Origin of the sequence: Bradyrhizobium sp. 197 (genome assembly GCF_023073375.1) — a bacterium.
GTDB lineage: Bacteria > Pseudomonadota > Alphaproteobacteria > Rhizobiales > Xanthobacteraceae > Bradyrhizobium.
The window spans coordinates 187785-207770 of the sequence record NZ_JADPJJ010000004.1 but is presented as its reverse complement, the minus strand read 5'-3'; the positions used below and the strand labels follow the sequence as shown (position 1 = coordinate 207770).

At 63.5% G+C, this 19986-nt stretch carries 24 protein-coding genes and 1 tRNA gene; 14 read left to right on the top strand and 11 right to left on the bottom strand.

From position 1 onward, the window contains the following. Positions 1-221 precede the first annotated feature (221 nt). From panC to panD, 3 genes are all read right to left on the bottom strand, one after another. Positions 222-1073 (bottom strand): pantoate--beta-alanine ligase, encoded by an 852-nt coding sequence (gene panC / locus IVB27_RS01840; RefSeq protein ID WP_247440912.1) that lies wholly within the window; start codon positions 1071-1073, stop codon positions 222-224. Between the two features lie 7 nt (positions 1074-1080). Next, the gene (gene panB / locus IVB27_RS01835) at positions 1081-1911 is read right to left on the bottom strand and encodes a 3-methyl-2-oxobutanoate hydroxymethyltransferase (protein WP_247440926.1); all 831 of its coding nucleotides are present in this window, start codon (positions 1909-1911) and stop codon (positions 1081-1083) included. Between the two features lie 71 nt (positions 1912-1982). Beyond that, positions 1983-2438, bottom strand: a complete 456-nt coding sequence (gene panD, locus IVB27_RS01830) for an aspartate 1-decarboxylase (protein WP_247440911.1) — start codon at positions 2436-2438, stop codon at positions 1983-1985. Positions 2439-3159: 721 nt separating this feature from the next. Here panD and IVB27_RS01825 point away from each other — a divergent pair. Then, the gene (locus IVB27_RS01825; protein ID WP_247440909.1) at positions 3160-4416 is read left to right on the top strand and encodes a tyrosine-type recombinase/integrase; all 1257 of its coding nucleotides are present in this window, start codon (positions 3160-3162) and stop codon (positions 4414-4416) included. Positions 4417-4424: 8 nt separating this feature from the next. On the opposite strand, the gene IVB27_RS01820 is transcribed toward IVB27_RS01825, so the two are convergent. Both IVB27_RS01820 and IVB27_RS01815 read right to left on the bottom strand, forming a co-directional pair. Beyond that, the gene (locus IVB27_RS01820; protein ID WP_247440907.1) at positions 4425-4652 is read right to left on the bottom strand and encodes a hypothetical protein; all 228 of its coding nucleotides are present in this window, start codon (positions 4650-4652) and stop codon (positions 4425-4427) included. 73 nt (positions 4653-4725) lie between these two features. Further along, positions 4726-4802, bottom strand: a tRNA-Pro gene (locus IVB27_RS01815). 68 nt (positions 4803-4870) lie between these two features. Here IVB27_RS01815 and IVB27_RS01810 point away from each other — a divergent pair. The 6 genes from IVB27_RS01810 (at position 4871) to IVB27_RS01785 (ending at position 10581) form a co-directional block, all read left to right on the top strand. Then, a complete protein-coding gene (locus tag IVB27_RS01810; protein WP_247440905.1) occupies positions 4871-5860 on the top strand; it encodes an L-threonylcarbamoyladenylate synthase in 990 nt (329 codons plus the stop codon). Positions 5861-5882: 22 nt separating this feature from the next. Then, positions 5883-7310, top strand: coding sequence for an FAD-binding oxidoreductase (locus tag IVB27_RS01805; RefSeq protein WP_247440903.1), 1428 nt, complete (start codon positions 5883-5885; stop codon positions 7308-7310). Further along, entirely contained in the window at positions 7307-7750 is a 444-nt protein-coding gene (locus IVB27_RS01800; RefSeq protein ID WP_247440901.1) for a GNAT family acetyltransferase, read from the top strand. The genes IVB27_RS01805 and IVB27_RS01800 overlap by 4 nt, the downstream gene beginning before the upstream one ends. Positions 7751-7771: 21 nt before the next feature. Next, positions 7772-8353: an NUDIX hydrolase gene (locus IVB27_RS01795; protein WP_247440899.1), complete on the top strand. Its 582-nt coding sequence runs from the start codon at positions 7772-7774 to the stop codon at positions 8351-8353. 72 nt (positions 8354-8425) lie between these two features. After that, positions 8426-9355, top strand: coding sequence for a glycine/sarcosine/betaine reductase selenoprotein B family protein (locus IVB27_RS01790; protein ID WP_247440897.1), 930 nt, complete (start codon positions 8426-8428; stop codon positions 9353-9355). A gap of 32 nt (positions 9356-9387) precedes the next feature. Beyond that, positions 9388-10581 (top strand): CaiB/BaiF CoA transferase family protein, encoded by a 1194-nt coding sequence (locus IVB27_RS01785; RefSeq protein ID WP_247340214.1) that lies wholly within the window; start codon positions 9388-9390, stop codon positions 10579-10581. Positions 10582-10593: 12 nt separating this feature from the next. On the opposite strand, the gene IVB27_RS01780 is transcribed toward IVB27_RS01785, so the two are convergent. Further along, entirely contained in the window at positions 10594-11349 is a 756-nt protein-coding gene (locus IVB27_RS01780) for an SOS response-associated peptidase (RefSeq protein WP_247440895.1), read from the bottom strand. Between the two features lie 63 nt (positions 11350-11412). On the opposite strand from IVB27_RS01780, the gene IVB27_RS01775 reads away from it, so the two are divergent. The 4 genes from IVB27_RS01775 (at position 11413) to IVB27_RS01760 (ending at position 13339) form a co-directional block, all read left to right on the top strand. Next, positions 11413-11913 carry a hypothetical protein gene (locus tag IVB27_RS01775; protein WP_247440894.1) on the top strand — a complete coding sequence of 167 codons (501 nt, stop codon included), beginning with the start codon at positions 11413-11415 and terminating at the stop codon, positions 11911-11913. A gap of 18 nt (positions 11914-11931) precedes the next feature. Further along, positions 11932-12366, top strand: coding sequence for an NUDIX hydrolase (locus IVB27_RS01770; protein ID WP_247440892.1), 435 nt, complete (start codon positions 11932-11934; stop codon positions 12364-12366). Positions 12367-12410: 44 nt separating this feature from the next. Beyond that, entirely contained in the window at positions 12411-12788 is a 378-nt protein-coding gene (locus tag IVB27_RS01765) for a TIGR02301 family protein (RefSeq protein ID WP_247440890.1), read from the top strand. Between the two features lie 284 nt (positions 12789-13072). After that, on the top strand, positions 13073-13339 hold the full coding sequence (locus IVB27_RS01760) for a hypothetical protein (RefSeq protein ID WP_007594892.1): 267 nt from the start codon (positions 13073-13075) through the stop codon (positions 13337-13339). A gap of 212 nt (positions 13340-13551) precedes the next feature. On the opposite strand, the gene IVB27_RS01755 is transcribed toward IVB27_RS01760, so the two are convergent. The 5 genes from IVB27_RS01755 to IVB27_RS01735 all read right to left on the bottom strand — a co-directional run bounded on the left by IVB27_RS01755 (position 13552) and on the right by IVB27_RS01735 (position 17673). Further along, positions 13552-13869, bottom strand: a complete 318-nt coding sequence (locus IVB27_RS01755; RefSeq protein ID WP_247440888.1) for a cupredoxin domain-containing protein — start codon at positions 13867-13869, stop codon at positions 13552-13554. Positions 13870-13881: 12 nt separating this feature from the next. Then, positions 13882-14415 (bottom strand): DUF4142 domain-containing protein, encoded by a 534-nt coding sequence (locus IVB27_RS01750; RefSeq protein WP_247440886.1) that lies wholly within the window; start codon positions 14413-14415, stop codon positions 13882-13884. Positions 14416-14506: 91 nt separating this feature from the next. Then, positions 14507-15211 (bottom strand): RNA polymerase sigma factor, encoded by a 705-nt coding sequence (locus IVB27_RS01745; protein WP_247440884.1) that lies wholly within the window; start codon positions 15209-15211, stop codon positions 14507-14509. A gap of 117 nt (positions 15212-15328) precedes the next feature. After that, the gene (locus IVB27_RS01740) at positions 15329-16198 is read right to left on the bottom strand and encodes a sulfurtransferase (RefSeq protein WP_247440882.1); all 870 of its coding nucleotides are present in this window, start codon (positions 16196-16198) and stop codon (positions 15329-15331) included. A gap of 140 nt (positions 16199-16338) precedes the next feature. After that, a complete protein-coding gene (locus IVB27_RS01735) occupies positions 16339-17673 on the bottom strand; it encodes a dihydroorotase (protein WP_247440880.1) in 1335 nt (444 codons plus the stop codon). A gap of 101 nt (positions 17674-17774) precedes the next feature. Here IVB27_RS01735 and ygfZ point away from each other — a divergent pair, with 101 nt between their 5' ends. The 3 genes from ygfZ to IVB27_RS01720 are packed head-to-tail and all read left to right on the top strand — an operon-like array spanning position 17775 to position 19890. After that, positions 17775-18656 carry a CAF17-like 4Fe-4S cluster assembly/insertion protein YgfZ gene (gene ygfZ, locus IVB27_RS01730; protein ID WP_247440878.1) on the top strand — a complete coding sequence of 294 codons (882 nt, stop codon included), beginning with the start codon at positions 17775-17777 and terminating at the stop codon, positions 18654-18656. Then, positions 18653-19279 (top strand): DNA-3-methyladenine glycosylase I, encoded by a 627-nt coding sequence (locus IVB27_RS01725; protein WP_247440876.1) that lies wholly within the window; start codon positions 18653-18655, stop codon positions 19277-19279. The genes ygfZ and IVB27_RS01725 overlap by 4 nt, the downstream gene beginning before the upstream one ends. Then, complete coding sequence (locus tag IVB27_RS01720) at positions 19276-19890, top strand: YfbR-like 5'-deoxynucleotidase (protein WP_247440874.1); 615 nt, start codon at positions 19276-19278, stop codon at positions 19888-19890. Before IVB27_RS01725 ends, IVB27_RS01720 begins: the two co-directional genes overlap by 4 nt. The last annotated feature ends 96 nt before the right edge of the window (positions 19891-19986 follow it).

The window sequence follows — 19986 nt, the reverse complement described above, 5'->3', positions numbered from 1 at the left end:
CCGTTTTAATTCGGCTCTCTCAAACGGCTTCTCTCGCCAAGGTCTTGATTTATATGGTGGGCGCACCAGGGCTCGAACCTGGGACCCGCTGATTAAGAGTCCGCGCTTTGTCTATCGATGTTCCGGCACCGCCGCACCATCTGCAGGGAGACGGCACTATTGAGCGCCGTAGAACATTAGCGATGATCAATAGCCCCTACTGTTGGGTAACCGACCAGCCGCTACCGCACAGACGCCGCCAGCAATACGTTATCGATTAGGCGCGTCGAGCCGACGTGGGCTGCGGCGCAGAGGGCCGCAGGGTGACATAGCGGACCCTCAGCTGGCTTGAGCGTATTGGCGTCGACAAGCTCGACATATTGCAGCCGATCAAGGGTCTCCAAGTGCTGCTTGGCAATCGCAAGCAATTCCTGCGCGTCGCGCTCACCTGCCTGAAATTTAGCCACAGCGGCGAAGAGGCCACGACTTATGGCAAGAGCACGCCGACGTTCTTCCTCACTAAGATACCTGTTGCGACTGCTCATCGCGAGTCCATCGATTTCGCGGATTGTGGGGACTGTGACCATCTCGATCGGAAGATTGAGGTCAATCACCATACGGCGGACGACCGCGCATTGCTGAAAATCCTTCTGGCCAAAAAAGGCAAGATCCGGCTGCACCATGTTGAACAGCTTGGACACTACCGTCGCTACGCCGCGAAAATGACCCGGCCTGAAGGAGCCGCACAGAGGCTTCGCGAGCTCGCCAGGTTCGACAAAGGTATTGAATCCCGGCGGATAAATCTCCTGCGCGTCCGGTGCGAAGAGGATCGCAACACCAGCATCTTGGCACAGCTTCTCATCTCGCGGAAAGTCGCGCGGGTAGGCACTGAGGTCCTCGTTTGGGCCGAACTGGGTAGGATTGACGAAGATGCTAACGACAGTGATGTCGCTTTGCATCTGGCTTGCTCGGACAAGCGCTAGGTGGCCATCGTGCAGATAACCCATTGTTGGCACGAAGCCGATGCGTTTTCCGCCCGAGCGCGCCTTGTTGATGGCACGGCGAAGCTCGACGACTGTTGTGATTGTTTGCATGGTTGCGTCAGGCCTTGACACTGGGCGGAGCCCAATTTGCGATTGGGTCTGCGAGGGCTTCGGGAAGACGGTAGGATTCCTGTGCCCCCGGAAATGATCCGCTGCGCACATCTGCAGCCCAGTTTGAGAGCGCGTCCTGCAATAGCTGAAACCCATTCGCATAGGCCCGAACGAATTTGGGACGATGCGCCTGGGTTAGACCAAGCACATCGTGGAATACGAGCACCTGGCCCGAGCAGCCAGAACCCGCACCGATTCCAATAGTCGGTATTTCGAGGGACTCGGTTGCTCGCGCGGCCAGCTCGGCAGGAATACCTTCGAGGACCAAGGCGAAGCATCCGGCTTCCTGCAGGCGGTAAGCATCGTCGAGAAGACGTAAAGCGTCGTCGGCGCTCCGACCCTGCACCTTGAAGCCACCCATGACATTGACGCTCTGGGGCGTAAGGCCCAAATGGCCCATCACAGGAATTTCGCAATCGACCAGGGCGCGCACCGTTTCGATACGTTTGGTGCCGCCCTCCAGTTTGACCGCCGCCGCGCCACGTTGCAGGAATCCGCCGGCATTGCGAAGCGTTTCCTCGATACCAAGGTGAAAGCTGAGAAATGGCATATCGGCGACGAGCAAGGCACGAGGCCTAGTGCGAACAACCGCTTCCAGATGATGGTTCATCATCGCCACACTGACCGGCAACGTATTATCGAATCCAAGGCAAACGTTGCCGACACTGTCGCCGACCAGGATGATATCGACGACGGAATCCGCAATGCGTGCTGTAACTGCATCATAGGCGGTGGTCATTACGAGACGCCGCCCGTCCCGCTTCCAGCGCTGCAACATTGGAATGGTGACACATTCAACCGGCGATTCGGAAACGTGACTCACTTTGGATCTCCGATCAGTTGACTACGTCAGTTCGATTCTGCTGCGCGAAGCGGTACGGCTTTGATATCGCCTAACTCGCCCACGATCTCGAAGCGGTAATGTCCAGAAGACTCTGGAGTGACCAAATAGGTCAGGCGATCGGTAATGTGGTTACCGCGATCAAAAGTGAGAATCTTAGGCCTCATTTGAACTAATCGCGTTTCGTCCAGATATGTCGAACTACAGACGATAATCTGGTCGCCGACTTGGCAGGGGCGCGCAGCGGCCCCGTTCAAGATACAGCAGCGGGAACCGCGTGGTCCAAAGATGACATAGGTCGATATGCGCGCCCCGGAATTCTTGTTCCAAATCTCCACGAACTCCATCGGCAGGATGCCAGCTTCCTGGCAGTGATCCGGATCGAGAGTGATTGAACCGTGATAGTGAAGATTGGCTTCCGTAACATGGATGCCATGCAGCTTGGCAGCGAGCACTTTTCTCATTTGAGAACACCGTTGAGCTTGCACGCATCGGCAGGAAACGACGCTTTCTAAAGAGCCCGAGGAAAACACTGTCAACATCCGCGAGAAGAAAGAAATTTTCGTCTCGAAAATGGTCTATGGGCGCATTGAAACCTCCAATGATCGCGCCATCATCAAATCGGAATCTCCGCGCCACTTGCCTCGTCATATGGCGGGGCGGCAGTAAGCGGCTAGACGGTGTTTCGCTCGCTTGGCCGGCACTTGTCGGGTGCTGCACTACAGGCACCGTCGTCGCGGAGCTGGATATGAGCCCATCGGCGCTGCGCGAACGTGACTCGAACCTATTACAAGCCGACCAGGGTGCTTGGTGGTCCGATTTGCACTCCGCAGTCGCCGATTGCCGCACAGGCAAAGGCACCAAGCTGCCAGAGGAACAGATTTCGCGTACACGCTGAACGGAACGGCCGAGACAAAGCTCTCGTGACGCCGTGAGTACCGCCCAACAGATGCGCAAGCGTAACACCGACAAGCTCGCCCGCGTTAAAGCACGCCCCGATCCCGCTCAATGGGGAGAGGACGAGGTAATGACCCTTGTCGAGGCTACCGCTTTATTTTTTCCGCAAGGTCCGTTGACATTATCGTCATTGCGAAGGGCAGCAGCGGCTGGGACTCTTGAAATCGCCAAAGTGGCAGGCAAAGATCTGACGACACCTCGCGCAATCCGCAAATTAGTGAAGCCGTCATGCCGGGCCGCAAAGCCAAGCCGCCACGACTCTGGTTTAGAGAGGACGATGAAACCTGGATCATCCTCGACCGTGGCCGGCAAATCCGCACAGGCCGCAGCCGCGACGACATTGACGGAGCTGCGAAGGCGCTCGAAGCCTACATCGGCGAGCGGCATACCAGCACGATCGGGGCAACCGACCCTAGCGTCCTCGCCATAGCCGACGTTCTTACATCCTATGAGATTTCAAAGCGGCCCAAGAATAAGAGCGACGAACGCGCATGGGCGCAGCACGACCTGCTGCTCATTCGCCTGCTCGATCTCAATAATTTCTTTGGCGACAAAACCGTCAGCGAGCTGAAGGCCCAGCTCTGCCGTGACTTTGTCGACTGGTCTACCGGCACTGCGAACGACAATAATAGGAAAGCCGGCATCAAGCCGCGCAACGGGGCTGTCTCTGATCAAACCGCGCGACGCCGGCTTGAAGATTTGCGGGCAGCGGTGAACGCCTACCACGCCGAGCACACGCTCAGCGTCGTTCCGAAAATCACTCTTCCTCCCAAGGCGGAGGGGCGACACCGCTGGCTGACGCGCAATGAGGCCGCGCGCCTGCTTGGTGCAGCAATCGGCTACGTGTGGGACACTGAGCAGTCGACATGGAAGCGCAGGCAAGACGGCGCGCTCGTGCGCAGGGAACGGTGGATCATTCGTCGTCGCTATCCTGCGGCGCGCTTCTGCCTAGTTGGCATCTATAGCGCTCGTCGCGAAGAGACGATCCGGCGCACCCAGTGGCTGCCAACAACAACCCATCCTTGGATGAACCTTGAGGCGATGGTCTACCAGGGCAAGGGGGCGCTGGAGCGGTCAACCAAGAAGCGGCGGCCGCCGGCAAAGATCGCTACCCGTCTGCGCCCCCACCTGATTCGTTGGCGCAGGATTGACCATGCTCGGTCGGCAGAACTCCGCGCCTCTGGGGTCATGAGGGAAGGTGAGCAAATCAGGTTCATCGTGAACCGCATGCACGACGGCCAGCCACTCGCCGGCAAGATAAGATCCGCTTGGGAAGGCATTCTGGAGGATGCGGGGCTAGGTGATGACGTGGTCCGGCATTCGCTACGCCATACCGCAGCGACCTGGCTGATGCAGGCAGGCGTGGACATGTGGGAAGCCGCCGGCTGGCTCGGAATGACGGTTGAGCAATTGGAGGCCAATTATGGCCATCACCATCCAGAATTCCAGGAAGAGGCGGCGGAAGCGTTTGGGGGAAGGCGCTGAGCTGGACCCTATTCGCCGCGAGCTATTCGCGCCTTGATGTCGGCCAAAATCAGCTCGTAGGTCCGAAGGGAGGACTTGTGGTGCTTTATCGTGTCCTGTGTGACATCGCGCCAGGGGCCAGTTCCCTCGCGCTCGCCGATCGTCATTCTTCCAGCTTCGAGAGGCTCAAGGTCGTCGCGAATCTGCCTGACCTGCTCTTCGACGTCTTTGGCGTACGCCTCAAGATCGACGGGCATGGCAGATGTGCCTCAAATCATTGCGCATTTCATTGCGCACAAAAAGCATCGAAACTATAAGTACTTGAAATAATGGTCGGAGTGGCAGGATTCGAACCTGCGACCCCTGCGTCCCGAACGCAGTGCTCTACCGGGCTGAGCCACACTCCGACAAGAGGCAGGCTTATAGCGTCGGGTGTGGCGCACCGCAAGCGGCCGAGCCGAGGAATTTTATCCCTGTGAAAACGGGTCTTGAAACGCTGATTTTACCGGCCGGCGAGGCCGGCGCGGAAGCTGCCGCCCGGATACTGGCCCGCGGCGGGCTGGTCGCGTTCCCGACCGAGACGGTCTACGGGCTCGGAGCGGATGCCGGAAATGCCGGCGCGATCGCCCATCTTTACGCCGCCAAGGGGCGGCCGGCCTTCAATCCGCTGATAGCGCATGTCGCCGACCTCGCGGCCGCGCGGAGGATCGGGCGGTTCGACGCCTGCGCCTTGACCCTTGCGGAGGCGTTCTGGCCGGGGCCGCTGACGCTGGTGGTGCCGAAGACGGAAAACTGCCCGGTGGCCGAGCTTGCCACTGCGGGCCTCGACACGGTCGCGATCCGCATTCCCGCCCATCCGGTGGCGCAGGCGATCCTGCGCGCCTTTGGCGGGGCGGTGGTGGCGCCGTCCGCCAACCTCTCCGGCCACGTCTCGCCGACGCTGGCCGCCCATGTCGAAAGCGACCTTGCGGGGCGGATCGACCTGATCGTGGACGGCGGCCCTGTCGCGGTCGGCGTCGAATCGACCATTGTCGGCTGCCTCAATGCGCCGATGCTGCTGCGGCCCGGCGGGCTGTCGCGCGAACGGATCGAAGCCGTGCTCGGCGCACCGCTGGCGCGACTGCCCACGGAGGCCGAGAGCAACGACAGCCAGCCGCTGGCGCCGGGCATGATGGCCTCGCATTACGCGCCGCGCGCCAATGTGCGGCTCAATGCGCAGGACGTTGCGCCCGGAGAAGCGCTGCTGGCGTTCGGCCCCGCGCGCCTGCCGGGCGTTGACGCCGCCGCCGCCGTCATGAATTTGTCGCCCACCGGTGATCTCGATGAAGCCGCCGCCAATCTGTTCGGCTATCTTCGCGCCCTCGATGCCAGGAGGCCGCGCGCAATCGCCGTGATGGCGATCCCCGAAGACGATCTGGGCGAAGCGATCAACGACCGGCTGCGCCGGGCCGCGGTGGCGAGATAAGAGCGAAGCAAGAGACAAGACAATGAACATCAATCATTCCGCTACCCCTCCGCTTGCGCCCGAGTTGATCGAACAATTCCGCAAGATCGTCGGCGATCGCCACGCCATCACCGATGCGGCCGACATCGAGGCGTACGTCACCGAGGAGCGCAATTTGTTTCACGGCCGCTCGCCGCTGGTGCTGCGCCCGGGCTCGACCGCGGAGGTCTCCGCGATCTGCAAGCTGGCTTCCGAGCACAAAATCGCGCTGGTGCCGCAGGGCGGCAATACCGGCCTCGTCGGCGGACAGACGCCGCACAATGGCGAGGTGGTGGTGTCGCTGCGGCGACTGGACAAGATCCGCGAGGTCGACGTCGCCTCCAACACCATGACTTGCGAGGCCGGCGTGGTGCTGCAGATCGCGCAGCAGAAGGCCGCTGAAATGGACCGGCTGTTCCCGCTCTCGCTCGGCGCCGAAGGAAGCTGCACCATCGGAGGCAATCTCTCGACCAATGCCGGCGGCACGGCCGCGCTCGCCTATGGCGTCGCGCGCGAGATGGCGCTGGGGCTCGAGGTGGTGCTGGCCGACGGGCGCGTGCTGGGCGTGCTGTCGAAGCTGAAGAAGGACAACACCGGCTACAATCTGCACAATCTCTTCATCGGCGCCGAAGGCACGCTCGGCATCATCACGGCCGCGACGCTGAAGCTGTTTCCGAAGCCGCGGTCGATCGAGACCGCCTTCGTCGGGCTGAAGTCGCCGGACGCGGCCTTGAAACTCCTGACGATCGCGCAAAGCGAGGCCGCCAATGCGCTGACGAGCTTCGAGCTACTCTCGGAGATGGCGGTCGATTTCTCGATCCGCCACGGCATCGACGTGCGCGATCCGCTCCAGGCGAAGCATCCCTGGTACGTGCTGATGGAATTGTCCGCAGCCAGCGACGACGCCCGCGCGCCGCTGGAGACGATCCTCGGCCGCGCCATGGAGGACGAGATCGTCGACGACGCCGTGATCGCGGCCAATCTCACCCAGCGCGCCGGCTTCTGGAAGCTGCGCGACGAGATGTCGTCGGCGCAGAAGCCGGAGGGCGGCTCGATCAAGCACGACATTTCCGTGCCGGTGGCCACTGTTCCCGCCTTCATCACGGAGGCCAATGCCGCCGTGATCAAACTGATCCCCGGCGCGCGGCCGGTGCCGTTCGGCCATCTCGGCGACGGCAATCTGCATTACAATGTCAGCCAGCCGATCGGCGCCAACACCGCGGATTATCTGGCGCGCTGGCACGAGATGAACGCGGTGGTGTTCGCGATCGTGTTGCGCATGGGCGGCTCGATCTCGGCCGAGCACGGCATCGGCGTGCTCAAGCGCGACGAGCTGCCTGACGTGAAGGACAAGACCGCGATCGAGCTGATGCGGTCCATCAAGGCAATGCTCGATCCGCTTGGAATCATGAACCCGGGAAAAGTGCTGTGAGTGCTCTCAGGATCGATGCGATCAATGACGCCGATGTCGAGCCTGTCGTCGCGCTGTGGCAGCGCTGCGGCCTGACGCGGCCGTGGAATGATCCGCACTCGGATATCGCGCTGGCGCGACGGCGCGACAATTCCACCATCCTGATCGGTCGCGACGGCGGCGCGATCGTCGCGACCGTCATGGTCGGCTATGACGGCCACCGCGGCTGGGTTTATTACGTCGCGGTCGACCCCGATGGCCGCAAGCGCGGCCATGGCCGGGTGATCATGGCCGCCGCCGAGGACTGGCTACGCGCTGCTGGAATTCTGAAGCTCCAGCTCCTGGTCCGCCGCGGGAACGCGCAGGCCAATGCGTTCTATCAGTCGCTGGGGTTTGAAGAATCGACTTCGGTGATGTTCCAGAAGTGGCTCGACGGCCGCGACACGACTCCAAGCAACTGAGCAAGCAACTGAGATCGAGCCATGACCATTTCCGACCGCGTCCGCATCAAGGACGTCCGCGTGCTCTCGGACAACTGGACCACCCTCAAGAACACCACGTTGGATTACCGGCGCGCCAATGGCGAATGGCAGACGCAGCACCGGGAGACCTACGAGCGCGACAACGCCGCCGCCGTGCTGCCGTATAATCTCGCACGGCACACGGTGATCCTGGTGAAGCAATTCCGCCTGCCGGCGTTCATCCGCGGCTACGACGATTTGCTGATCGAGGCGGCCGCCGGCGTGCTGGACGATGCCTCGCCCGAGGTACGCATCCGCGCCGAGGCCGAGGAGGAAACCGGCTATCGCCTGCACCACGTCGAAAAAGTATTCGAGGCGTTCATGAGCCCCGGCGCCATTACCGAGAAGCTGCATTTCTTCGTCGCCGAATACGAGCCGGAGATGCGGGTCAGCGACGGCGGCGGCCTCGAACATGAAGGCGAGGACATCGAGGTGCTGGAGCTCGGCATCGACGAGGCGCTGGCGATGATCGCGGACGGGCGCATCATCGACGCCAAGGCGATCATGCTGCTGCAATACGCGGCGCTGCATCTGTTTCGGTAGGTTGCTTACCCTTGAGCTCACCTCCAACTATCAATAGTCTGTTGCCAACAAGAACCACAGGAGACGCGCCCCATGACCGCTTCGCGCGACGACGAATTCGGCTTTGCGCCCGACTATGATGCCCCCGTCCCCTATATGCAGCGCACGCGGGACTATTACACCGCGATCGGCTACACCACGGCGTATCGCTGGGCCCACTACACCGAGGCGCCGTTCCAGCCGCTGAAGAAGCCGCTGGCGCAATCGCGCGTGACCATCATCACCACGGCCGCGCCGTACGATCCGGACAAGGGCGACCAGGGGCCGGGCGCGGCGTATAATGGCAGCGCGAAGTTCTACCAGGTCCATGACGGCGACACCGCGAAGCCGCACGACCTGCGCATCTCCCATATCGGCTACGACCGCAAGCACACCTCGGCCACCGACAACGGCACCTGGTTTCCGCTGCCGCAACTCTTGAAGGCCTCAGCCGCCGGGCGCATCGGCGAGGTGGCCCCGCGCTTCTTCGGCGCGCCGACCAACCGCAGCCATCGCGTCACCCTCGATACCGACGCGCCGGAAATTCTGGCGCGGGCCGTTACCGACAAGGTCGATGTCGCCGTGCTGGTGCCGAACTGCCCGGTTTGCCACCAGACCACCGCGCTGGTGGCGCGGCATCTCGAGGCGAACGGCATTCCGACCGTGATCATGGGCTGCGCCAAGGACATCATCGAACACGCCGCCGTGCCGCGCTTCTTGTTCAGCGATTTCCCGCTCGGCAATTCCGCGGGCAAGCCGCACGACATCGCCTCGCAGGCGCAGACGCTCGAACTGGCGATGAAACTGCTGGAGACCGCAAGCGGCCCGCAGACCACCATGCAGTCGCCGCTGCGCTGGAGCGAGGATGCCTCCTGGAAGCTCGACTACAACAACGTCGCGCAGCTCTCACCGGAAGAGCTGGCGCGCCGCCGTGCCGAATTCGACAAGCAGAAGGAGCTCGCGCGCGGCAACCGCGCCGCCTGACGTCCGACAACCAAAACAAAAGGGAGAGCGACGTGACGCGACCGTTCGAGGGCGTGAAGATCCTGGACTTCACGCAGGTGCTGGCCGGCCCTTATGCGAGCTACCAGCTCGCGCTGCTGGGCGCCGACGTGATCAAGGTCGAGCGGCGCGAGGGCGAGGACATGCGCCGCACGCCGCTGTCGCGCGAATGGGCCGACCGCGGTCTCGCGCCGGCGTTCCAGGCCATCAACGGCAACAAGCGCAGCCTGACCCTCGATCTGCAAAAGCCCGATGCGATCGCGATCGTGAAGAAGCTCGCGGCAAATGTCGACGTCGTCATGGAGAATTTCCGGCCGGGCGTGATGGACAAGCTCGGCATCGGTTATGAGGCGCTGTCCGCGATCAATCCGAAGCTGATCTACTGCGCGGTATCCGGCTTCGGCCAGACCGGTCCGGATCGGCTGCGCCCCGGCTATGACGGCAAGATGCAGGCGCTGTCCGGCATCATGGCGATCACGGGCCATCCCGAAACCGGCCCGACCCGCGCCGGCTTTGCCGTGTGCGACGTGCTCTCGGGCGCGACCGCTGCGTTCGGCGTGTCGAGCGCGCTGTACCAGCGCGACCGCACCGGCAAGGGCCAGCTCATCGACGTCTCCATGCTGGAGGCGACGATGGCGTTTCTGTCGGGGCAGATCGCGGACTGGTCGGTCGCGGGCCACCGGCAAACACTGTCGGGCAATCAGGCCGTGAGCCGCCGGACCACGGCGAACTTGTTTCGATGTGGCGACGGCCACATTCTGCTCGCCGTCAACAACGAGAAACAATATCGCGCGCTGATGTCTGCCCTCGGCCGCGAGGACACGCTGACCGATCCGCGCTTCGCCGATTGGTTTGCGCGCAACGACAACGAGCCGGCGCTGCGCGCCATCATCGAGGAGGCGCTCGCGGCCAGGCCTGCGCGCGAATGGGAGACGATTTTGGAAGATGCCGGCGCGCCCTGCGCCAGTATCTGGAAGGTCGAGGAGGTGATCGACCATCCGCAGATCAAGGCGCGCGGCGCGATCCAGGAGCTGGATACGCCCTACGGGCGCCTGCGCTTCGCCGGCAGCGGGTTCAAGCTCGCCCATGGCGGCGGCAAGCTCGACCGGATGGCGCCGGAGCTCGGCGCGGATACGAATGCGGTGCTGGGCGAGCTAGGTTTTGATGCGGCGGCGATTGCGGAGTTGAAGGCGCGGGAGATTGTTTGAGGGCGCCGCCGCCTAAAACAACGACCCCTGCCCGCCATCCTCCGATCCAACCGCCTTCCGCACGACCTTCTTCGGCTTCACCGCTTCCGCCTCGATCTCCTCCGCGCTGATCGGCAACAGCAACTGCTCGTCGTCATTGGCGACGCGGTTGACGCGGGTGGTGACCGGGTGCCAGGCGAATTCGCCGATGCGCGGGGCGGTCATCAGCGGCAACACGGTGTCGACGTCATCGCTGCGGCTGTCCAGCCAGCGCTCGAAATCGCGCGGGCCGATGGTGACAGGCACGCGGTCATGCAACGTGCCGAGATCCTCGCTCGCCGCCGCCGTGACGATCGCGGCCGTGTCGAGCTCTTCGCCGTTCGGCCCGACCCAAGTCTCGAACAATGCGGCAAAGCCGAGCGGCTCGCCGTCGGCGCGGTGGATGAAGAAGGGCTGCTTGCGGCCGTCGATCGACTTCCATTCGTAATAGCCGTCGGCCGGAATCAGGCCGCGCCGCCGGCGGATCGCGCGTTTGAACGCGGGCATCTCCAGCACCGTCTCGGAGCGGGCGTTGATCAGCAGCGTAAATCCTTTGGGATCCTTGAGCCAGCCCGGCAACAGGCCCCAGCGCATCAGGCGGAAATGCCGCGCGCCGTGCTCGGCCAGCACGACCGGAATCGGTTGTGTCGGGGCCACGTTGAACCGGGGCGGGAAATTCGGCTGCTCGATATAGCCAAACAGTTGCCGCAAAGCCGCCGGGGCTGAAGTTATGACGAAGCGTCCACACATCCTTGAGCGCCTATATAGGGTCCGTTCAGGTCCTTTTAACCCCGAACGTTAACACTGCGGCAGATGAGCTCAACGGTCTCCCAGCCGGCGCGAATGCATGGACAGACGGGGCCCGAGGCCGCGACCTGGGCCGAGCGGCTGCGCGTGGCCAACATCAACCCGCGGACCGGGCTTGCCACCGACTATCTCAACCATTTCAATGAAGCCGTGATGCTGCTGGAAATGGTCCCGGACATGCCGGAATGCGCGGAAGATTTCTTGACCTGGTCGCCGCTGTCCTACGCCGAGCATTTCACCGCCTCGAATTTCAAGGCCCGGGATCTGGCGATCGAGGCCTATGACAAGGCCGACCCGAACGTGCGCGCCCAGTTCGACCATCTCACCGACACCATGACCTCGATTCTGTCAGCGGTCGGCTCGGCCATGCGCGAGGTCGAGAAGGACACGACCCGCGTCCGCCTCGCCGAGCAAGCCGCAGTCTGGGTCAGGCCGCTGATCGCGGCCTGCGGCGGCATCATCAATGGCGGCGCGGAAGCCGACGTCGACACCATCATGGCGAACTGAGCCCGAGCAGGTGAAGTCATGGCCGCCGTCGTCCAGCCCACCCATCCCCAGCTCGCGGTCAGTGCCGCGATTTTTCGCGACGGCAAGGTGCTCCTGACCCGCCGCGCGCGCTCGCCCGCAAAGGGGTTCTATTCGCTGCCCGGCGGCCGGGTCGAGTTCGGCGAATCGCTGCACCAGGCGCTGGCACGCGAGGTCGACGAGGAGACGGCGCTCGATATCGACATCATTGGCCTGGCCGGCTGGCGTGAAGTGCTGCCGCCCCCGGGCGGCGCCGGCCATTACCTGATCATGTCCTTTGCCGCCCGCTGGGTGGCGCGGGAGCCTGTTCTCAACGACGAGCTCGACGATTACCGCTGGGTCGCCCCAGAGGCCCTGGCGAGCCTCGGCGACCTCAAGCTGACCGGAGGGCTGGAAGAGGTCATCCAGTCGGCCCACCGGCTGATCGGCCCCTGACCCCGCCTTGCGTCTACCGCCCCGAGGAGGCATACACCCCGCCGATGTCCACGCGATTTCTGGCCATTTTTGCCCTGCTTCTCGCCTGCGCCTCCGCGCCCGCCCGGGCTCAGGATGGGGCAGCGCCGTTTGACGGCGATTTGCAGCGGCTGGCGGAGATCCTCGGCGGGCTGCACTATCTGCGCGGCATCTGCGGGTCCAACGAGGGCAACAAATGGCGCAGCGAGATGCAGGCGCTGATCGATGCCGAAACCCCTGCGGGCGAGCGCCGCACCCGCATGATCGCCGGCTTCAACCGCGGCTATAACGGTTTTCAGCAGACCTACCGCAGCTGCACGCCGGCCGCGACGGTGGCGATCCGCCGCTACATCGAGGAAGGCTCGAAGATCTCGCGCGATCTCACGGCACGCTACGCGAACTGATTTACTGCCAACCGCATCCAGACCGTGAACTCCTCATCCTGAGGAGCGCGGAACGCGCGTCTCGAAGGATGAAAGGCCCTGCTGCTGCAGCAGGGCCTCTATGGTTCGAGACGCGTGCTTCGCACGCTCCTCACCATGAGGGTTGGGCATCGGGAACCCTGTCATCGTCTTTGTACACAGCCGTTAACCGTTCCTAAAGATGTGGCCTAGCGGGCGTTAACGCGCGTGCTACACCTCTCGCACAGCGCATCGCCGTGGACGCGCCTCCAGCCCTGTCGAGTTTCATGAGCCATCCAGTGTCCTACGCCCCCGCCCGCGCGCCGCTGCCCGATCACGAGCAGAAACAGGCCGCACTGAGCTATCTCAACGAGGCCTGGGCCGAAGCGCGCCATGATGGCGTCGACGGCGACTGCCTGGCGCAGGCGAGCCTGTTCGCGGCCCTGGCCGAACTCGTCGGCACCTATGGCGAGGACGCGGTGGCGAAATTCGTCGAGGGCTTTCCCGGCCGTATCCGCAACGGCGAATTCTCGGTCGACATCTCCAGACAGTAAGCCTTTCTCCAGGCAGTAAGCCTTGCCGAAAATGACCCCGCCGCACGGGCGGGGCCAGTCTACGGATGAATGACTTTACGACGAAGTCTCGGCGAAGACGTCGCGAAGCCTGCCGTGTTTATCGCACGGAAGCGGCCTCCCCAGGCCAAGCATTAGTCTCGTCAGGGCCGGGAGTTGTTCCCGCAGCCGTCGGGAATGCGCTCCCCAGCCCGTCACGGCTCGATCTTGAGCGTCGCTTTCATGTTGGGATGATAGCGGCAGTAATAATCGACCGTGCCCGCCTTCTTCAAAACGAACGTCGCTGATTTTTTCGCCGGCAGGTTCACGTCGAAATCGCCGTTCGTGGCGGTCGCGGTGTGGGCGAAGACGTCCTTGTTGATCCATTCCACGGTGTCGCCGACCTTCGCCGAAGCGTCTTTCGGCGACATTTCGAGATTCTCCATGGTGATTTCTATGGTCGCGGCGTGCGCCGGGACGGCCATCGCCACGAGCACGACCGCTGTCGCGATCGCAGACAATCGTCCCGGCATCATCGCCTCTCCCTATTTCAGTTCAGCCGCGACGTGCTCGGCGTGCTGCTGATGCCCCTGGAAGATTTTCAGGCCGGTCTGCAGCAAGCTCTTCAGCTCGGCATTGTTGGCGGACGGAATGAGCTGCGTCTCCAGCGCACCGTTGACCGCCTTGTGGTAGGCGACCTCGTTCGCGACATAAGCCTTGTCGAAGGCCGCACCGTCCAGCTTGCCGAGCTCGGCCAGCTTATCGCTCGCCTGCTTCGACAGCGCCTTGCTGGTGTCGTTGTCTTCAGGCGTAACGTTCAGCTTCTTGACCAGCGCCAGCGCCTGCTTGTTGACGGCCTCGTGGTCGCGCAGCATGTCCTCTGCAAATGCCTTCACATCCTTGTTCTTGGCCTTCTTCTGCGCTTGCTTGGCCGCGTTGATGTCGATCACGCCCGCGGTGTAGGCGATGTGGGCGATCTGCGGATCGGTCGGCTTGTCGGCTGCTCTGGCGCCTTGCAGCAGCGCGGGGCTCGACAACAAAATTGCTGCGGCGATCGCCGCACTCCAACGAACGAACATGGTTTGACACTCCTGTGCTGCCGGGCGGATTGCCGGCGCTTTGCTTCACAGGCGTTGGATGGAATTTTCGCGCGAACGTTCCCGAAAAACTTCAGCCGCCGCTGCCGAGCCGCTTCAGCACTGACACGGTCAGCCGCTCGCAGCGCCATCCGGCGAACGGGAACGCATCCATCACCAACGGGCCGATCTCCTTCTCGACGTTCTCGCGCAGCATGGTGCGGGCACGGTGCAGCCGCGTCTTCACGGTCTCGGGCTTGACGCCCAGCAGCTCGGCGGTCTCCTCGATGTTCATGCCTTCCATAACGCGTGCGACGAAGACCATGCGGAAGACATCCGGCAACTCGTCGATGGCGCGCTCGACGACGCGCTGGATTTCACGTTGGGCCATGGTCCTTTCCGGATCGCCTGCGGGAGAAACGGGAAATTTTATGATCTGCGCCTCGAGCATCGCTTCGGGCACCGAGCCGAGCTCGACATGCGGCTTGGCGCTTCGCGCCCGGCCAAGCGCCTCGTTGATGGCGATGCGCGACAGCCAGGTCGACAGTCCGGACTCGCCGCGGAACCCATCGAGATGGGTGAAGGCGCGGACGTAGGTTTCCTGAACCACATCCTCGGCTTCGCTGTCGCTGCGCAAAATCCCGCGCGCCAGCCGATAGAGCCTGCGGTTGTTGGCCTGCATGATCTCACGGAGCGCGGCCTCGTCCCGGCCCCGCGCCCGGTCGACCAGTTCGGCTTCCAATGCCCGGATTTCTGATGTCTTGGCGCCGGCGGACAGGCCGGCTGCGGTCCGTTGCATGGCGGTCACCTGCTCGTTTCGCTTCGTTCCGGACATTGGATGCCGGCCCAAGGGAAAGGTTCCCAACTTTCTGATCCTCTCCTCGGGGTTCCCTTGGGGGAAGGGTCAAGGGATATCCTAGTCCGTCTCGATCGGCAGCCCCGGATCCCTTGCCCACTCGCCCATCGAGGCGTCGTAGAGCGTCAGCTTGTCGTAGCCGAGTTGCGTCAGCAGCAGCAGGTCGATCGTCGCCGAGATGCCGCCGCCGCAATAAAGGATCACATTCTTGTCGCGGGTGACGCCTGCCGCGACGAATTTGGCCTCGGCATCGGCAAGCGTCGTCAGCGTCTTGTCGGCATTGGCGAGCGTTGCCGCTGATACGTTGACGCTGCCGGGAACGCGACCCGGCCGGCCGTAGCGGCTCGGCTCGAGGCCGCGATGAAATTGCGGACCGAGCGCGTTGACGATAACAGTCGCGGGATCGCCAAGCCGCGCCTTCACGGCGGTCTTGTCGACGAACAAGCCTTCGCGCGATGTGGCCTTGAAGGTCGTGGCCGGATATCCCTTCGGGGCGCCCATCTCGACCGGCCGCCCCTCGGCTTTCCATTTGTCGAGGCCGCCGTCGAGCACCCGCGCGTCGACGCCGAGCGAGCGCAGCATCCACCAGAATCGCGTGGACCACATCATCGTGCCGATGCTGTAGAGCACGATGGTCTTGCTAACATCGAGGCCGTGGCGGCCAAAGGCGGCCTCTAGGTGGGCAACATCAGGCATCATGAAGAATTGTTGCGCGGAGGCGTCGGAGAACTCGCCTTGCAGGTCGAGAAAATCGGCGCCCGGGATGTGGCCGGCCTCGAACGTCTTGTCGCCGGGGACGGCGCGATAGGGCACGCCGCTGCCTGATGGCACCGGCTCGTTGTAGGTCGTGCAGTCGTAGAGGCGGAGATTGGGGTCGCCGAGCTGGGCTGCGAGTTGCTCGGTGGTGATGAGGGGGTTCGGTTGGGGCATTGACTACTCTCCCTGTCGAGGGAGTGTAGCTCTCTCCACTCGTCATTGCGAGCGCAGCGAAGCAATCCCGTCTGCCTCCGCGGAAAGACTCTGGATTGCTTCGCTGCGCTCGCAATGACGAATGTGTGGCAACGCCGCGGCTACGCCTTCAACGTCTCCAGAAACCGCACCGGCTCGCCCTGCGACGCCGTCACGAGGTCGCCCTGCCACATCACGCGGCGGCCGCGGATGAAGGTGCCGACGGGCCAGCCTGTAACGCGGACGCCGTCATAGGGGGTCCAGCCGGCCTTGGACGCCACCCATTTGTTGGTGATGGTCTCGCTGCGCTTGAGATCGACGATGGTGAAGTCGGCGTCATAGCCGGCGGCGATGCGGCCCTTGCAGGCCATGTTGTAGAGGCGCGCGGGGCCGGCGCTTGTGAGATCGACGAACCTTGCCAGCGACAGGCGGCCGGCATTGACGTGATCGAGCATGAGCGGCACCAGCGTCTGCACGCCGGTCATGCCGGAGGGCGAGGCAGGATAGGTTTTCTGCTTCTCTTCCAGCGTATGCGGGGCGTGGTCGGAGCCGAGCACGTCGATGATGCCCTGCTCGATGCCGCGCCAGATCCCGGCGCGATGATCGGCGCCGCGCACCGGCGGATTCATCTGCGCCAGCGTGCCGAGCCGCTCGTAGCATTCGGGCGCAACCAGCGTGAGATGATGCGGCGTCGCCTCGCAGGAGGCGACGTCCTTGTGGTCGCGCAAAAACTCGATCTCTTCCTTGGTCGAGATGTGCAGCACATGGATGCGCTTGCCCGTCTCGTGCGCGAGCTTGACCAGGCGCTGCGTCGCCATCAGCGCCGCGGTCTCGTCGCGCCACACCGGATGCGAGCGCGGATCACCCTCGATGCGCAGCGATTTGCGGTCGTTGAGGCGGTACTCGTCCTCGGCGTGGAACGCGGCGCGGCGGCGGATCACCTGAAAAATGCGGCGCAGGCTTTCGTCGTCCTCCACCAGCAGCGCGCCGGTCGAGGAGCCGATAAAGACTTTGACGCCGGCGCAACCCGGCGCACGCTCCAGCACCGGCAAGTCCTGCACGTTTTCGCGGGTGCCGCCGATGAAGAAAGCGAAATCGCAATGCATGCGATGATGGGCGCGCTTCACCTTGTCGGTGAAGGTGGCCTCTGTCACGGTCAATGGCGAGGTGTTTGGCATCTCGAACACGGCGGTGACGCCGCCCATCACCGCGCTGCGCGAGCCGGTCTCGAGGTCTTCCTTCTGCTCCAGCCCGGGCTCGCGGAAATGCACCTGCGTGTCCATGACGCCGGGCAGGATGTGCAGGCCCTTGCAGTCGATCATTTCGGCGGCGGAAGCCTGCGACAGCGCGCCGAGCTCGGCGATGCGGCCATTGACGACGCCGATGTCGCGGGCTCCCTCGCCGTCCTGGTTGACGACAGTGCTGCCCTTGAGGATCAGGTCGAAACGCTGGGTCATGGCTGGAGGCCTCTCTCGTCCCCAAGCGCAGGGCTTGAGGTCTTGTCGTTTTTGCCTTGCGGGCTTACGTTCCGGAGCAACATGTCGCAAGAGATTTTCGTATGAAATCAGCGTTTCTTCCCGACCGGGGCGTGGTGAAGGTCGCGGGCGAGGACGCGCGCAACTTCCTCAATGGCCTCGTCACGACCGATGTCGACAAGCTCAAGCCGGGCCTGGGGCGATTCGGCGCGTTGCTGACGCCGCAGGGCAAGATCACCGTCGATTTCCTGATCACGGAGGCGCCTGCCGGCCATGGCGGCGGGTTCCTGATCGATTGTCCGAAGCCGCTTGCCGACGGCCTCGCCACCAAGCTGAAATTCTACAAGCTGCGCGCCAAGGTCACGGTGGAAAACCTGTCCGACGATCTCGGCGTGCTCGCGGCCTGGGACGGCAAGCCCGCGGCCCAGCCCGACCTCGCCTTCGCCGATCCGCGCAATGGCGAACTCGGTTACCGCATCCTGATCCCTGAAGATCTCAAACAGAAGCTCTCCGATCTGATCGGCGCCGAGCTGGTCGACGCCGCTGCATACGAGGCCCACCGCATCGCGCTCGGCGTGCCGCGCGGCGGGCTCGATTTCATGTACAGCGATGCGTTCCCGCACGAGACCAACATGGACCGCCTTTCCGGCGTCGATTTCGACAAGGGCTGCTATGTCGGCCAGGAGGTCGTCTCGCGCATGCAGCATCGCGGCACCGCACGCACCCGCAGCGTCAAGGTGCTGCTCGAGGATCTCTCGCCTGAGCTCGGCGTCAGCGTTCTTGCCGGCGACAAGCCGGTCGGCACGATGGGCTCGTCGGCGCAGGGCAAGGGTATCGCGCTGGTGCGCATCGACCGTGTCGCCGATGCGCTCGATGCGGGACAGGCGCTGACTGCCGGTGGCCTCGCTGTGAGGCTAGCGGAGCCTGACGTTGTCCGCATTCCAGCCAAGCAGCCCATCGCATGAGCCGTGCCCCTCGCCTGCATCCCGACGGAATCACGCGTTGCCCCTGGCCCGGCGAAGATCCGCTCTACGTCGCCTATCACGATACCGAATGGGGCGTGCCGGAGTATGACGACCGCGCGCTCTATGAAAAGCTGATCCTCGACGGTTTCCAGGCGGGCCTGTCCTGGATCACGATTTTGCGCAAGCGCGACAATTTCCGCAAAGCCTTCGACGATTTCCAGCCGGAGAAGATCGCGCGCTACAACGAGAAGAAAGTCCACGCGCTGATGAACGATGCCGGCATCGTGCGCAACAAGGCCAAGATCGACGGCGCGATAGCAAGCGCGAAATCCTATCTCGATATCATGGAGAAGGGCCCCGGCTTCTCAAAACTGCTGTGGGACTTCATGGACGGTAGCCCCAAGGTCAATCATTTCAAGACCACCGCGAGTGTGCCGGCCTCGACTCCGCTTTCGATGCAGATCTCCAAGGAGCTGTCCTCGCGTGGGTTCAAGTTCGTCGGCCCGACCATCGTCTATGCCTTCATGGAGGCGACGGGCCTGGTCAACGATCATCTCGTCGACTGCCATTGTCACGCGAGCTGCGGCAAGACGCAGCGCAAGCCTCGCCTCAAGTCCAAATGACGGCCAAGAAGTCGTCACGCGATGTGGCGTCCCGCGCCTGGCAGCGCATGCTGTCGGGCCGGCGGCTCGATTTGCTCGATCCCTCCCCGCTCGACGTCGAGATCGGCGACATCGCGCATGGGCTGGCGCGTGTTGCCCGCTGGAACGGCCAGACCATTGGCGCGCACATCTTCTCGGTTGCGCAGCACACGCTGCTGGTGGAAACCGTGATGCGGCACGAGATGCCGCGCGTCGACCAGCGCATGCGGCTTGCCGCGCTGCTGCATGACGCGCCCGAATACGTCATCGGCGACATGATCTCGCCGTTCAAGGCCGTGCTCGATGGCCATTACAAGGCGGTCGAAAAACGCCTGCTCGGCGCCATCCACATCCGGTTCGGGCTACCGCCGGTGCTGGCCGACGAGATCACGCTGACGATCAAGGGCGCCGATCGCGGCGCGGCCTATCTGGAGGCCACCGAGCTCGCCGGCTTCAGCGAAAGCGAGGCCAGGCGCCTGTTCGGCCGCGATCCGGGCCTGTCCGACAGCGTCCGGCGCGACTATCTCACGCCTTGGACGGCGGCCCGGGCGGAGAAGCAGTTCCTGGAGCGGTTTGGCGCGGTATTTGCGTGATCGTTGTCGTGGGTTAGAGTCCTGTAGGGTGGCAAAGGCGCCCTCGCGCCGTGCCCACCAATTGGTGGCAAAGGCGCCCTCGCGCCGTGCCCACCA

What these genes read in the sequence shown, in the direction of transcription:
- panC (WP_247440912.1), bottom strand. Translation starts at nt 1,073, where the DNA reads ATGCAAACAATCACAACAGTCGTCGAGCTTCGCCGTGCCATCAACAAG.
- panB (WP_247440926.1), bottom strand. Translation starts at nt 1,911, where the DNA reads ATGTTGCAGCGCTGGAAGCGGGACGGGCGGCGTCTCGTAATGACCACC.
- panD (WP_247440911.1), bottom strand. Translation starts at nt 2,438, where the DNA reads ATGAGAAAAGTGCTCGCTGCCAAGCTGCATGGCATCCATGTTACGGAA.
- IVB27_RS01825 (WP_247440909.1), top strand. Translation starts at nt 3,160, where the DNA reads ATGCCGGGCCGCAAAGCCAAGCCGCCACGACTCTGGTTTAGAGAGGAC.
- IVB27_RS01820 (WP_247440907.1), bottom strand. Translation starts at nt 4,652, where the DNA reads ATGCCCGTCGATCTTGAGGCGTACGCCAAAGACGTCGAAGAGCAGGTC.
- IVB27_RS01805 (WP_247440903.1), top strand. Translation starts at nt 5,883, where the DNA reads ATGAACATCAATCATTCCGCTACCCCTCCGCTTGCGCCCGAGTTGATC.
- IVB27_RS01795 (WP_247440899.1), top strand. Translation starts at nt 7,772, where the DNA reads ATGACCATTTCCGACCGCGTCCGCATCAAGGACGTCCGCGTGCTCTCG.
- IVB27_RS01790 (WP_247440897.1), top strand. Translation starts at nt 8,426, where the DNA reads ATGACCGCTTCGCGCGACGACGAATTCGGCTTTGCGCCCGACTATGAT.
- IVB27_RS01780 (WP_247440895.1), bottom strand. Translation starts at nt 11,349, where the DNA reads ATGTGTGGACGCTTCGTCATAACTTCAGCCCCGGCGGCTTTGCGGCAA.
- IVB27_RS01775 (WP_247440894.1), top strand. Translation starts at nt 11,413, where the DNA reads ATGAGCTCAACGGTCTCCCAGCCGGCGCGAATGCATGGACAGACGGGG.
- IVB27_RS01770 (WP_247440892.1), top strand. Translation starts at nt 11,932, where the DNA reads ATGGCCGCCGTCGTCCAGCCCACCCATCCCCAGCTCGCGGTCAGTGCC.
- IVB27_RS01765 (WP_247440890.1), top strand. Translation starts at nt 12,411, where the DNA reads ATGTCCACGCGATTTCTGGCCATTTTTGCCCTGCTTCTCGCCTGCGCC.
- IVB27_RS01760 (WP_007594892.1), top strand. Translation starts at nt 13,073, where the DNA reads ATGAGCCATCCAGTGTCCTACGCCCCCGCCCGCGCGCCGCTGCCCGAT.
- IVB27_RS01755 (WP_247440888.1), bottom strand. Translation starts at nt 13,869, where the DNA reads ATGCCGGGACGATTGTCTGCGATCGCGACAGCGGTCGTGCTCGTGGCG.
- IVB27_RS01750 (WP_247440886.1), bottom strand. Translation starts at nt 14,415, where the DNA reads ATGTTCGTTCGTTGGAGTGCGGCGATCGCCGCAGCAATTTTGTTGTCG.
- IVB27_RS01745 (WP_247440884.1), bottom strand. Translation starts at nt 15,211, where the DNA reads ATGCAACGGACCGCAGCCGGCCTGTCCGCCGGCGCCAAGACATCAGAA.
- IVB27_RS01740 (WP_247440882.1), bottom strand. Translation starts at nt 16,198, where the DNA reads ATGCCCCAACCGAACCCCCTCATCACCACCGAGCAACTCGCAGCCCAG.
- IVB27_RS01735 (WP_247440880.1), bottom strand. Translation starts at nt 17,673, where the DNA reads ATGACCCAGCGTTTCGACCTGATCCTCAAGGGCAGCACTGTCGTCAAC.
- ygfZ (WP_247440878.1), top strand. Translation starts at nt 17,775, where the DNA reads ATGAAATCAGCGTTTCTTCCCGACCGGGGCGTGGTGAAGGTCGCGGGC.
- IVB27_RS01725 (WP_247440876.1), top strand. Translation starts at nt 18,653, where the DNA reads ATGAGCCGTGCCCCTCGCCTGCATCCCGACGGAATCACGCGTTGCCCC.
- IVB27_RS01720 (WP_247440874.1), top strand. Translation starts at nt 19,276, where the DNA reads ATGACGGCCAAGAAGTCGTCACGCGATGTGGCGTCCCGCGCCTGGCAG.